Annotated in this window: 10 protein-coding genes; 9 read left to right on the forward strand and 1 reads right to left on the reverse strand. The window is 49.6% G+C overall.

Going from position 1 to position 12,917, the window contains the following annotated elements; translation table 11 throughout:
• Nucleotides 1-168: 168 nt before the first annotated feature.
• Nucleotides 169-1,338 carry an acyl-CoA dehydrogenase family protein gene (locus EIM92_RS15915; protein WP_125083482.1) on the forward strand — a complete coding sequence of 390 codons (1,170 nt, stop codon included), beginning with the start codon at nt 169-171 and terminating at the stop codon, nt 1,336-1,338.
• On the opposite strand, the gene EIM92_RS15920 is transcribed toward EIM92_RS15915, so the two are convergent.
• Entirely contained in the window at nt 1,335-2,318 is a 984-nt protein-coding gene (locus EIM92_RS15920) for a MaoC family dehydratase (RefSeq protein ID WP_164515126.1), read from the reverse strand. The genes EIM92_RS15915 and EIM92_RS15920 overlap by 4 nt on opposite strands.
• Before the next feature lie 353 nt (nt 2,319-2,671).
• Here EIM92_RS15920 and rhaB point away from each other — a divergent pair, with 353 nt between their 5' ends.
• The 8 genes from rhaB to EIM92_RS15960 all read left to right on the forward strand — a co-directional run bounded on the left by rhaB (nt 2,672) and on the right by EIM92_RS15960 (nt 12,721).
• Entirely contained in the window at nt 2,672-4,153 is a 1,482-nt protein-coding gene (gene rhaB / locus EIM92_RS15925) for a rhamnulokinase (protein WP_125083484.1), read from the forward strand.
• Between the two features lie 23 nt (nt 4,154-4,176).
• Complete coding sequence (locus tag EIM92_RS15930; protein ID WP_125083485.1) at nt 4,177-6,246, forward strand: bifunctional aldolase/short-chain dehydrogenase; 2,070 nt, start codon at nt 4,177-4,179, stop codon at nt 6,244-6,246.
• A gap of 60 nt (nt 6,247-6,306) precedes the next feature.
• A complete protein-coding gene (gene rhaI, locus EIM92_RS15935) occupies nt 6,307-7,527 on the forward strand; it encodes an L-rhamnose isomerase (protein ID WP_125083486.1) in 1,221 nt (406 codons plus the stop codon).
• A gap of 87 nt (nt 7,528-7,614) precedes the next feature.
• On the forward strand, nt 7,615-8,379 hold the full coding sequence (locus EIM92_RS15940; protein WP_125085232.1) for a DeoR/GlpR family DNA-binding transcription regulator: 765 nt from the start codon (nt 7,615-7,617) through the stop codon (nt 8,377-8,379).
• 45 nt (nt 8,380-8,424) lie between these two features.
• Nucleotides 8,425-9,153, forward strand: coding sequence for a (Fe-S)-binding protein (locus tag EIM92_RS15945; RefSeq protein WP_125083487.1), 729 nt, complete (start codon nt 8,425-8,427; stop codon nt 9,151-9,153).
• Nucleotides 9,150-10,715: a LutB/LldF family L-lactate oxidation iron-sulfur protein gene (locus EIM92_RS15950; protein ID WP_125083488.1), complete on the forward strand. Its 1,566-nt coding sequence runs from the start codon at nt 9,150-9,152 to the stop codon at nt 10,713-10,715. The genes EIM92_RS15945 and EIM92_RS15950 overlap by 4 nt, the downstream gene beginning before the upstream one ends.
• Nucleotides 10,705-11,466, forward strand: a complete 762-nt coding sequence (locus EIM92_RS15955; RefSeq protein ID WP_125083489.1) for a LutC/YkgG family protein — start codon at nt 10,705-10,707, stop codon at nt 11,464-11,466. Before EIM92_RS15950 ends, EIM92_RS15955 begins: the two co-directional genes overlap by 11 nt.
• Before the next feature lie 145 nt (nt 11,467-11,611).
• Nucleotides 11,612-12,721, forward strand: a complete 1,110-nt coding sequence (locus EIM92_RS15960) for a metallophosphoesterase (protein WP_125083490.1) — start codon at nt 11,612-11,614, stop codon at nt 12,719-12,721.
• Nucleotides 12,722-12,917: the final 196 nt, after the last annotated feature.

Here is a 12,917-nt window from a genome sequence, read left to right on the forward strand (position 1 = left end):
ACGAACGCTTGAATGCGACTATCATACACAATCCCCCCGCTTGTGCCGAATTGAGGAACTGCTTCAAAAAAGTATCAGTCCTTCAAGCTTAGAGGTGGAATGGAATTTACCGCATTGAAACCCTATCGTTAATAGATGGTTGAACCTTTCAAAGGAGCTGAAGCGAGCATGAATTTTGAATTGACAGATGAGCAGAAGCATATCCGACACACAGTAAGAAAATTTGTGGAAGACGAGCTGATTCCTCTAGAGCAGCAGTTGCTTAGTAACGAGCGTGAGGGACGGGAAGGGATTAGCCGGCAGCAACTCAAAGCGCTGCAGATCAAAGCTAGAGGCCTTGGCCTCTGGGGAATCGAAACGCCTGAACAGTATGGTGGAGCCAACCTGGGCACAGTGACGAGTGCTATTGTGAAAATGGAGCTTGGCCGCACCTGCGTGCCTTTCGTGCTAGGAGGGGAAGCGGATAACATTCTGTTCATGTGCAATGAGAAGCAGATGGAGCGGTATTTGTATCCGGTGATTTCCGGCGACCGGCAATCCTGCTTCGCGCTGACCGAACGTTCTGCCGGCTCTGATGCAAACAATATTCAAATGTCGGCCAAACGTACGGTAGGCGGTTGGATCCTCAACGGGGAAAAGGTGTTTATTACGAATGGAAATGAAGCGGATTTTGCGATCGTATTTGCTGTTACGAATTCAGTGCCGGGAAAAAACAAAGGGATCACGTGTTTTCTTGTCGATCGCGAAATGGGCTGGACATCGGAACCCATCCCCACGATGGGCGGAGATAAAAGTCCATCTTTATTGACCTTTGACCGCGTGCTCGTACCGGATGAGAATGTGCTTGGCGAAGTGGATCAAGGGTTAGCGATGGCGATGCAATGGATCAGCAGAGGGCGCTGGGTTATCCCGGCCATCGCGGTAGGTGCCTCAGAGCGGCTGCTGAAAATGGCGATTGTTTATGCAAATGAAAGAGTGACGTTTGGCGAAGCGCTAGCCTCAAGGCAAAGCATTCAATGGATGATCGCCGACTCGGCGGTGGAGATCGAGGCTCTGAAATGGCTTGTCCTATATACGGCATGGAGAGTAGAGCAGCAGTTGGATGCGCGTCATCATGCATCAATGTCCAAGCTGTACGGGGCAGGAGTCGCCAACCAAGTTGTTGACCGTGTGCTGCAGATTTTCGGCGGCATGGGATATTCCAAGGATCTGCCCATTGAGCGCTGGTACCGGGAAATGAGAGTTTGGAGAATTTATGAAGGTACGGATGAAATTCAGCGGCTCATCATTTCCAGAAATCTGCTAAAGGGGAATATCCGGGTCGGCGAATGGGATTAAACGCGTACATATCTAGCCGAACCGCTGTAAGCCAATGTCTTATTCTCCGAGTTGAAGGAAAGAGAGGCATTACGTTGATCGATAAAAACCTCCAGCGAGCAATGAATGGATGGATAATTTTCTAAAGATGACTCATCGGGAGATTTCATATTCCTTGCAAGCTGTGATTCGGCGACGGACTGCACATTGACTTTGGCGTAGACGATATCGCCTTCCACAATCGGTGCATGAAAGCGACACTGAAGACCGCTCAGCTTCATATTTTCCGTTTGCAGCCCCTGCAGCATATTACCGATCATGCCTAATATGAGCATGCCATGAGCAACTCGCCCGGGCAAACCGAATTCATGTGCTTTCTGAGCATCCAAGTGAATCGTGTTGTTATCTCGAGATGCCTTGGCATAAGCGTGGAGCTTATCTCCGGTAATCGTGCCAAGGCAAACGTCGATCAGTGTCGATCCTGGCAAGAGAAGGCTCCTTTGATTCCAAATGTCATATAGCTCGGGGAGATCGGGGAGCAATAGCGACTTGCTCGTTGGATGCGGAACTTCAAGAGAAAAGGGCGCAATCGATTCTGGCTTATCCAATAGCAATAACGTTGTATTTGCATGTAGGATGGGGTGGGCTTGCGAGTTTGTCAGAATCATATCACAATCCAGCAGACACATAACCCCTTGAGAGCCTTTCTTTTTACGTATATTGGATAGGTGAATTTGATAGAACAGTTCCTCATTGTACTGGATATCGCGAATGTAATGAAAAGATTGCTGTCCGTGGATGATCATATTGGCGTCATGTTCGCTTGGCAGCCAAGGAACATAAATGCTCTGCCAAAGAACAATCGGATACGTAAATGGGATACGGGAAGCCTCGCAGCGAAATAGGGGAGGGAAGCCCTGAAGGAACGATTCAATTTGTGTCCTCGTTATAATGGTGCGCTGAGTTGGTGTTGAGGCTCCTAACCACTTTGAATTCATCATATTCATTTCACTCCAATGCTATGTTTTTCCCTAGCGAAATTTCCCAAATCAACCAGGTAAATCAACTATAATCTATGATTTAGTGTCGCATCAATATAAAAAGGAGAAAGGATCAACTCCATTTTATGAAATGACTCTGAAACAGGCAGAACAGACTTTTTAGGAAACTATCTCATCCTAGCTTGAAGCCATCACTTGATAGAGTAGTTAAATAAACAAAAAACAAAATTATGCAATAATAAATAAATACAAACGGGCATAAAACAATAAAAATTTATGTCTTTTTGTTTACTTTTATGGTATTCTAGCTTTAGAATTATGATAAACCTCACATTCTAAGGAGATTGGTTTGGATGAATAACTACATTGCCGTAGACATCGGCGCATCAAGTGGACGGCTTGTGATGGGAACGCTCCACAAGGACAGTGAGCAAATCCAGCTGCAAGAAATTCATCGATTCAGCAATTCCTTTACCGAGAAAGAGGAGCATGACTACTGGGACGTAGATTATTTATTCATGGAAATCGTGAAAGGTTTGCAGAAGGTGAAGAAGGAGGGGGTGGATGCCTGTACGCTGGGCATGGATACATGGGCTGTCGATTATGTACTCCTTGACGACAATGGAAAGCGCATTCATGAAGTGTACGCATACCGGGACAAAAGGACGAAGGAAGCTCCAGATAAGTTGCATCGAAAGATCAGCAGATCAGTGGTTTATAGCAAAACCGGGATTCAAGAGCAGCCGTTCAATACGCTCTATCAGTTATATGTACATGACAGCAATCAACTCCAGCGGGCAGACAAAATTATGATGGTGCCGGATTATCTTTACTATCGGTTGACCGGTAAACTCATGAATGAAATGACGAATGCATCTACGATGCAGCTTTTAAATCTGGATACTAGAGAGTTTGATGAGGACCTGCTAGAAATACTCAATTTGCGCCGGAGCCAGTTTGCTGAATTGACCGAGCCTGGCGTGAAGCTTGGCAGGATTTTGCCTGAGCTGCAGCGTGAGTACGATCTGCCTGACTGTGAGCTCATCGTTGTTCCAACACATGACACGGCCTCGGCGGTAGTAGGGGTACCAGCGCAGACGCATGGCTCCTGGGCGTATATCAGTAGCGGGACTTGGTCTTTACTCGGAGTAGAGCGGCCATCTCCACTGAATACACCCGAAGCGATGATTGCGAATTACACCAATGAATGGGGTGCCTACGGAACATATCGTTTTCTCAAGAACATTATGGGTCTCTGGATGATCCAGGAGGTGCGCAGAGAAACACAGGAGGACATCAGCTTTGCCGAGCTTGTAGAACTAGCTTTACGGGAAGAGCCTTTTCGGTATTTGGTTTACTGCAATGATAATCGATTCCTAAATCCTTCTAGCATGATCCAGGAGATTCGAAATTACTGCCTGGAGACAGGGCAGCCGTCCCCGGATACGATCGGCAAGCTGGCACGCTGTATCTTCGACAGTTTAGCGTTGACGTATAAGGACAGCATCCAGGAGCTGCAAAAATTGACGGATCAGTCCATCGAAACGCTGCATATCGTCGGCGGGGGCGCTAATAATGAGCTTCTTTGCCAGCTTACTGCGGATGTCGCTCAGGTGGAGGTGCTGGCTGGGCCAACCGAAGCTACGGCCCTCGGCAATATCATCGTCCAGATCATTGGCTCGGGGCAGCTGCACGGACTGGAAGAGGCTCGCCGATTTGTCGGCAACTCTTTTCACATAAAGAAATACAAACCTCAGCCCATACAAGGCATGGACGACATTACTTCGCGCTGGGAACAAATCAAAGCAAAAGCAAAGGCAAATCAACCTATATAAAATAACATTCGGAGGTAATTGTTATGGTGCAAAATTTGTGGGAATCATCCAGAGCAACCAATCTTCAGGGAGGTCTTGACCAGCTCGTATACCGCTCGAACCTGATCGGCTCTGATCGCCGGGTTTGCAACTGGGGGGGCGGCAATACTTCCAGCAAGACCATCATTCAAGATTTCAGAGGTCGGGATGTTAAGGTTATGTATGTCAAAGGAAGCGGTTCAGATTTGGCTACAATGAAGCAAGGAAATTTTACCGGCCTGCGCATGGAAGACATCCAGCCGCTGTTCGAGCGTGAGGAAATGTCCGACGAGGATATGGTTGCTTATTTAGCAAATTGCATGATCGATGCGAAGCATCCGCGGGCTTCTATAGAGACGCTGCTACATGCGTTCTTGCCGTTTAATCACGTTGACCATACGCATCCGGATGCCATTATCAGTTTGTGCTGCGCAGACAACGGAAAGGAAATCGCTAAGGAAATTTTCGGGGATCGTTTCGTTTGGGTGCCGTATATCAGACCCGGATTTACCCTATCTAAAATGATTGCCCAAGGCGTACTTGACCATCCGCAAGCGGAGCTGGTGCTCATGGAGAAGCATGGACTGGTCACTTGGGGAGACACATCTGAAGCCTGCTACGCTAAGACAATTGAAATCATTAATGAAGCCGAGCGGTATATTGAGGCTCGCGTGACTGAGAAACCCCTGTTCGGCGGCATTCTCCATCAGCCGCTCCCTAGCGAAGAACGGAAAAGCATCGTCGCGAAATTAATGCCATCGATTCGGGGGGCCGTGAGCGAAGGCAAGAAAATGATTCTTACCTTTGACGACGAGGAGGATGTGCTGACCTTTGTCGGAAGCAAGGATTCAGCTCAGCTTTCTCAGGTTGGTGCAGCCTGCCCGGATCACCTCGTACACACGAAGGTCGTTCCACTTTTCATCGATTGGACGCCGGATGTCGGTGACTTCGAAGGACTCCGCAAGAAATTAATCGAAGGGATTGCCGACTACAAGCAGCAGTACAAAGCTTATTTTGATCGCAACAAAAATGCAGGCGACGTCATGTTCGAAGCCGCGCCGCGGGTCATTCTCATTCCTGGCATCGGTATGATCAACACGGGGAAAAGCTGGGGCAATTCCAAAGTGAGCGCGGCTCTCTACCATCGGGCTATTGCGGTAATGCGCGGGGCAACGGCGCTCGGTCAATTCGTCTCGCTCAGCGAGAACGAATCGTATAACGTGGAATATTGGCCGCTGGAGCTGTATAAGCTTTCCCTGGCCCCTGCAGAAGCCGAATTTTCGCGTAAAGTCGCTTTTATTACGGGTGGTGCTGGCGGAATCGGTAGTGCGACGGCACGCCGTCTCGTGAGCGAAGGAGCACATGTGGTGCTGGCGGATTTGAATCTGGAGGGCGCGCAGCAGGTTGCCGCTGAAATTAACGAGAAATACGGAGAACATATCGCTTTAGCCGTTAAAATGGATGTGACGAACGAGGATATGGTTCGCGCCGCATACGAGCAAGCCGCCTTACATTATGGAGGCGTAGACGTTATCGTTAACAATGCGGGGCTGGCGACTTCTAGCCCCTTTGACGAGACCTCGCTCCAGGAGTGGAATCTGAACATGAATGTCCTTGGGACAGGATACTTCCTTGTGGCTAGGGAAGCCTTTAAGCTGATGAAGGAGCAGGCGCTTGGCGGCAGCATGGTGTTTGTAGGCTCGAAAAACTCTGTATATGCGGGAAAAAATGCAGCTGCCTACAGCTCGGTGAAGGCGCTGGAAGCGCATTTAGCCCGCTGTATTGCGGCTGAAGGAGGGGAATTCGGAATCCGCGTGAATACGATTTTACCAGATGCGATCCTGCAAGGCTCGGCGATCTGGAATTCAAACTGGCGCAATGAACGCGCTGTGGCTTATGGGATTGAGCCGGATCAACTGGAGGAGCATTACCGAAAGCGTACGACGCTGCTTGTCAATATATATCCACAAGACGTAGCGGAGGGAATTGCCTTCTTTGCTTCCTCCAAAGCGGAGAAGACAACCGGCTGCATGCTGACGATCGACGGCGGCGTTCCTGCTGCGTTTACCCGCTAATCATTAACCATTAATTTGTAAGTGATTGCATGCGAATTGCATAAAGAGGAGGGCTTGTCTATGTCAGATAAAGCGTATATGTTATTTGAAGAAGAGCAGAAGCAGCGAGGAATTGATTTGGAGCATGTAAAGGCCAAACTGAAGCAGTTCAAAATCGAGACGCCTTCGTGGGGCTATGGGGATTCGGGGACGCGCTTTAAAGTATTCCAAAAGGTAGGCGTTCCGCGAACCCCCTTTGAGAAGTTGGAAGATGCCGCTGTGGTTCATCGTTTGACCGGACTGTGCCCCTCCGTGGCGATTCATATCCCTTGGGATCATGTCGATGATTACGGGAAGCTGAAAAGCCACGCCGAAAGTCTTGGGCTGTCCATTGGAGCGGTCAATCCGAATTTGTTCCAGGATGATGATTATATGCTGGGCAGCGTGACGAACAGCGATCCGTCCATTCGCCGCAAGGCAACGGATCACCTGCTCGAGTGCGTGGATATTGCTAAAGAGACAGGTTCGCGCGATTTAAGCCTCTGGTTCGCGGACGGCACGAACTACCCGGGCCAAGGTGATATTCGCCAACGCAAGCATTGGATGCTGGAGGCTTTGACTGAGATGTACCGGGCAATGACGGCGGATATGCGCATGCTGATTGAATATAAAGCGTTTGAACCGGCGTTTTATCATACGGATATTGCCGATTGGGGCATGGCCTACAACTATGCGCAGAAGCTCGGACCGCAGGCCGAGGTGCTCGTTGACACGGGACATCATCTGCCTGGCGCTAACATCGAGCATATCGTGGCTTATCTGATCGACGAGAAACGGCTGGGTGGATTTCATTTTAATAGCTATAAATATGCGGATGATGATTTAATCGTGGGTTCGATGAATCCTTATGAATTATTTCTCATTTTCTATCAAATCGTGCTTGCGGCAAACGATGCCGACGAATCAATCCGCGACACAGTGGAGAAGATCGCCTTTATGATCGACCAATCCCATAACATCGAGCAGAAAATTCCGGCCATGATTCGCTCTGTGCTGAACGTACAGACCCAATATGCCAAAGCGCTGCTGATCAATCACGAAGAGGTGGCGGAAGCGGCAGAGCGCGGGGATGTTCTGGGTGCAGAGGATGCAGTGCGGCGAGCATTCGAGTTCGACGTTACCCCGCTGCTTCATGCGGTGCGCGAGGAGAAGGGATTGCCGATTGATCCGATGAAGGCTTATCAAGCTTCCAATTATGCGACTGAGATTTTAGCCCGGGGGAAAGGCGGGGCAAGCTGGTAATACGTTGTCCATTATATAGTAAGTTCTAGAATCATATGGCTAATGTGGTAGTCGATGAAGAGAAGAAGAGATGGAGTGAAGCAAGAAATGCTAGTAGCAGAACGCTATGAATTTATCGTACAAATGATCAATGAAAAGGGAAGCATGCGCGTATCCGAGCTTAGTGAGCTTTGCCGTGTGACTGAGGAGACGATCCGCCGCGATTTGGATCGCTTGGAGCAAGCGGGCCGAATTCGCCGCTCTCATGGTGGGGCAGTAAGCATCAAGCCCAAGGGAGATGCGCCCGAAATTCCGTATGCGGAGCGCGAAATTATGCATCCCGAGCAGAAAATGCGGATTGCAGATGAAGCGGTTAAGCGGATTCAGCCGACAGAGCGCATCCTGTTGGATGCGAGCACAACGGCCTGGTATATGGCGTCCAAGCTTCCCGACATTCCGCTTACCGTACTCACCAATTCAATACGCGTCGCTACAGAGCTTAGCCATAAGGAGAAGATTGAAGTAATCTCTACGGGCGGGCTGCTGGCGAATCGATCCTTATCGTTTGTGGGCCCGCTCGCTGAGCGGTCGCTTGAGTCCTATTTTGTAGATAAGATGTTCCTTTCCTGTAAAGGGGTTCATCTCGAGCGCGGGGTCAGTGAGTCTAATGAATTGCAGGCCCGCATTAAGCAAAAGATGGTGGCGATTGCAGATCAAGTGATCCTGCTAGCCGATGCGAGCAAATTCGGACAACAGGGCTTCACCCATGTCTTGAGCCTCGAACAGGTAAGTGAGGTCATTACGGATGATGGTATTTCGGAGGAAACGCTGGCCGCCTTATCCGATCGATCCATTTCTGTAACGGTCGTTTGATAACTGTTATTGATATTCAATCGGCTCTAGGAAGAGAGGTTTGCCATGAAAGTATCCTTATTTATTACTTGCTTGAGCGATGTCATATATCCGCAGGTTGGTGAAGCGATCGTTCGCATACTTGCGCGGTACGGGGTACAGGTTGATTTTCCCAAAACGCAAACATGCTGCGGCCAGCCTTCCTATAATAGCGGCTATTGGGAGGAAACGCGAACTGCCGCTAGGACATTGCTGCAAGCTTTTGAGGACAGCGATTTCGTTGTATCTCCGTCGGGCTCCTGCACATACATGATTCATCATTACAGCGAGCTGTTTAAAGATGAGCCGGTATGGCTGGGAAAAGCGCAGCGTCTGCAGGAGAAGACCTACGAGTTTACGCAGTTCCTCGTTCAGGTGCTGGGGATCACCGATGTTGGTGCCAGTTTCCCGCATAAGGTCACGTATCATCCTTCGTGCCACGGCAGCAGGCTGCTCGGGGTAAAAGAAGAACCCGTGCAGCTCCTCAGCAACGTGAAGGATTTGCAGTTCGTGCCGCTTCCATTTGCCGAGGATTGCTGTGGGTTCGGGGGTACGTTCGCGATCAAGATGTCAGACATCTCCGGCGCTATGGTCACCGAAAAGGTTGATCACGTGAAGGAGAGCGAGGCCGAGGTGCTCGTCGGACTAGATATGGCGTGCCTGATGAACATCGCAGGGAATTTGCGGTATCGCAACGAACCGGTGCGGGTGATGCATTTAGCTGAACTGCTCTATGAAGGGATGCGGGTGAAATGAGTGCAAAGAATCCAATGGCCGTCGATGTAAAAGCAAGAGCTGAATTGTCCTTGAACGATGACTTCCTGCGTAAGGCGGTGCGTTTTACGACGGAGCGGCTGAGAAACGGCAAGCTGAATGCCGCTGAGGAGATGGGCAACTGGGAGGCGTGGCGTGAAAGAGGCCGTGAAATCCGCCTGCATACGATAGCCAACCTGGACTATTATTTGAATTTATTCGTAGAAAACGCCCGGTCGAACGGGGTGCACATCCACTTTGCAGACGACGCTGCCGAGGCCGTGGATATTTCCCTGAAGATCGCAAAGCGCAAGCAGGTGAAAACCGTCGTGAAATCAAAATCAATGGTCACGGAGGAGCTGCATTTAAACGAGGCGTTAGCGGAGGAAGGCATCGAAGCCATCGAGACGGATCTGGGCGAATATATTATTCAGCTGGCCGGAGAAGGGCCATCCCATATCGTTATACCGGCGATTCATAAGAACCGATATCAGATTGCTGAGCTGCTATCCAAAGAAGCCGGCGAGCCTTTGGCAGCCGACACGCCGGTGCTTGCGGGCTTCGTGCGCAAGAAGCTGCGCGAAATGTTTTTGGAAGCCGATATCGGCATTACCGGATGCAACTTTGCGATTGCCGAGACGGGCTCCATGGTGCTCTTCGAGAATGAAGGCAATGCGCGCATGGTGTCTACGGTGCCAAAGACGCAAATTACGTTTATGGGCATGGAACGGATTATCCCTTCTTTCGCAGATTTGGAAGTCATGGCTACCCTGCTGCCTCGCTCGGCTACCGGACAGAAGCTGACGATGTATATGTCAGGCATAACAGGGCCGCGCAAGCCACAGGATGCGGACGGTCCTGATGAAATGCATATTATTATCGTAGATAACGGGCGCTCTTTGCAGCTTGGCGATCCTGAATTCCAGGAGCTGCTCCACTGTATTCGCTGCGGCGCCTGTCTTAATGCGTGCCCTGTATATCGGCACATTGGGGGCCATGCTTACGGGGGCACTTACAGCGGCCCGATTGGCGCCGTTCTGACCCCCGCTCTCAATGGCAACGTCAACGAGTGGAATGACATTGCTAGTGCATCGAGTCTTTGCGGGGCGTGCTATGAAGCCTGTCCCGTTAAAATTCCATTGCATGACATGCTTGTCTCTCTACGTAGGCGCAAGGTTGAGCAGGGGCAGGGAAATAGATTGGAAACTGCCGGGATGAAGGGCTTTGCCGCGATCGTCGGGAATTCCAAACGGTTTGTGGCAGCTGTGAAGGTAGCGCAAATCGGACAGAAGACTGTTGTCCGGGAAGGCGGCATACCGTTGAAGCTTGGGCCGCTCAGAGGATGGAACAGCTACCGTATTGCTCCTGCTATTGCCAAGCGCACCTTTCGGCAGCGCTGGGCTGAGTTGGAGCAGGAGCTGAAGGAATTCAGCGGGGTTCATGCTGCTCACGTTTTCAAAACAGCCGACAATACAGGATCATCGAGCGTAATAGATCCGGCTATTCGTGCACGGATGGAGAGCATCATCCAGCGGAGACAGATGGGAGGAGAGCATGCTGAATAGTTCTCATGAACATGACCAGGACGACTGGCTGGACAGAATGGAGACGGAGTCAAGAACGAAGCAAAAGCAGTTTATAAGTCGGATTGCAGCTCGGTTAAAGCGGCCGCGAATGATAGAGGCTCCGACTCATCCATTTCGAGGAGCGCCGGAATTCTGGAAGTCCTTCCAGTGGAGTGAGCAGGAACGCATTAAGCAGTTCACGCAAAATTTCATTAGCGTAGGAGGCCATGTTGTCCACTTAGCCTCCATGGAGGAGGTAAGTGCTTTTATCGTAGACAAAGCTCGCGAACTTCAGGCAAAATATCTCGTCAGACAAAACGAGCCTGATCTAGACGAGCTTCATCTGGACTCGAAGCTCTCGGATGCGAAGGTTACCGTATGGAATTCTAATAATGAAACGCCATCCTATTGGAAGGAGCGCTCAGCGGAAGCTGACATCGGAATCGTTATTGCCGATCAAGCGGTTGCCTTTACGGGTTCTGTTGTTGTTACGTCTTCCCCACATAAAGGACGTTCGGTGAGTCTGCTTCCTACCGTTCTTATGATTATCATACCGGTGGAACGGCTCAAGACGAGGCTGGGTGAGGTATTGCTGCAATTCGATGAGCTTGACGCCGGCCAGCTGCCAGCGGGCATTCATTTTATATCTGGGCCAAGCCGCTCTTCAGATATTGAGAACGACCTGACCATAGGCGTACATGGCCCCGGAATTGTGTATGCGCTCCTTGTCGGTTCCAACGATTTTGGATAGGGGAAGTGAAGGTTACCTGAATAATTCAGAGAAATGAATAGTAGGATCTTGATTACGTGGCGCGGATTTTTCCGTATCCTACCTCTTCAATATTCAATTTCAATCCTATACGCTATAATATCCATAGAAACGAAGGGAGATAAATATGTTCGCTTTGATGGGTATTATTGCACTTATTCTTTACAGCTCGTTAGTATTTTATGTTAGTCGCAGCTGCTGGAGTTGGATGAGAGAAAAAACACCTTCCTGGTTCAAATACGTATACATAGGGCTCATTGTACTGCTGTCCACTTCTTTTATTTTAGGCAGAATAGGTGAGGACTTGGTCATGTTCCAGATTCTCGGTGCATACTGGATGGCCGTATTTTGTTTGCTCTTCCTTGTTCTACCGGTGGTCCATGTCAGCTTATGGCTGCTGCGTCTAACCAAGCTATCGCGCTCCACGGCGAAAAAGGGGGCGGGGCTAGTGGTGCTGGGAACGTTATTAACAGCTATCGCTTACGGCACTTTTAACGCCTACAGTCCAGTTGTTCGTGAGTATCGCGTGGAAATTCAGAAGCCTGCTCCAGCAGCAGTAGAGCAATTGAACATCGTTATGGCGGCAGATATGCACTTTGGACAGTTATCGGGGAGGCAGCATGCGGAGAGGCTCGTAGAGCAAATTAATGCCCTAGAACCCGACATCGTATTATTTCCGGGCGATATCGTGGATGACGATCTTCGTCCGTACGAGGAAAAAGGAATCGATCATATTTTGAGCAGCATCTCGGCTAGGTATGGTGTATATGCGGCTTTAGGCAACCATGATCGCTACCGCGGGCAGATGGATCATTTTATCAATGTTCTTGAACAGGGCAATATGACCGTTTTGTATGATGAGGCCATTATGATTAACGATAGCTTCACACTTATTGGCCGTAAGGACCGGATTGATCGAGAACGGGCTCCACTAAGCAAGCTAATGGAGGGAATTGATAACTCTAAACCGCTTATCCTTCTTGACCATCAGCCCTATGATCTGGATATCGCCGAGCAGGAGGGGATCGACCTAATGCTGTCGGGGCATACCCATCGCGGGCAGATCGCCCCGGCACATCTCATTACCGGACTGTTGTTTGAGAATGACTGGGGCCATGTGCAGAAGGGCTCCATGCATTCCATTGTAACGTCCGGATTCGGCTTCTGGGGGCCTCCCATCCGTATTGGCAGTCGATCGGAAATCGTGCAAATTCATGTTACGTTTAGTGAAGAATAAACCAAAAAATTGCCAAACTTTCGTTGGCAGCGACTAGAGCGAGAGACCGTGGACGGTCTCTTTTTTTATGAAATGTACTTGTAATGATTACTGAATCACATAGCTTTCATAAACTTAGGTTTACTTGCTATAAAAAATAAAGTATATTGTTTTAAGTATGGATAACATGGACAATGATTGTCCATGTTGTTTAATA

The organism is Paenibacillus lentus, from assembly GCF_003931855.1.
GTDB lineage: Bacteria > Bacillota > Bacilli > Paenibacillales > Paenibacillaceae > Fontibacillus > Fontibacillus lentus.

Excerpts from the sequence above, each read along its gene's own strand:
- EIM92_RS15915 (WP_125083482.1), top strand. The coding sequence starts at position 169 with ATGAATTTTGAATTGACAGATGAGCAGAAGCATATCCGACACACAGTA.
- EIM92_RS15920 (WP_164515126.1), bottom strand. The coding sequence starts at position 2,318 with ATGATGAATTCAAAGTGGTTAGGAGCCTCAACACCAACTCAGCGCACC.
- rhaB (WP_125083484.1), top strand. The coding sequence starts at position 2,672 with ATGAATAACTACATTGCCGTAGACATCGGCGCATCAAGTGGACGGCTT.
- EIM92_RS15930 (WP_125083485.1), top strand. The coding sequence starts at position 4,177 with ATGGTGCAAAATTTGTGGGAATCATCCAGAGCAACCAATCTTCAGGGA.
- rhaI (WP_125083486.1), top strand. The coding sequence starts at position 6,307 with ATGTCAGATAAAGCGTATATGTTATTTGAAGAAGAGCAGAAGCAGCGA.
- EIM92_RS15940 (WP_125085232.1), top strand. The coding sequence starts at position 7,615 with ATGCTAGTAGCAGAACGCTATGAATTTATCGTACAAATGATCAATGAA.
- EIM92_RS15945 (WP_125083487.1), top strand. The coding sequence starts at position 8,425 with ATGAAAGTATCCTTATTTATTACTTGCTTGAGCGATGTCATATATCCG.
- EIM92_RS15950 (WP_125083488.1), top strand. The coding sequence starts at position 9,150 with ATGAGTGCAAAGAATCCAATGGCCGTCGATGTAAAAGCAAGAGCTGAA.
- EIM92_RS15955 (WP_125083489.1), top strand. The coding sequence starts at position 10,705 with ATGCTGAATAGTTCTCATGAACATGACCAGGACGACTGGCTGGACAGA.
- EIM92_RS15960 (WP_125083490.1), top strand. The coding sequence starts at position 11,612 with ATGTTCGCTTTGATGGGTATTATTGCACTTATTCTTTACAGCTCGTTA.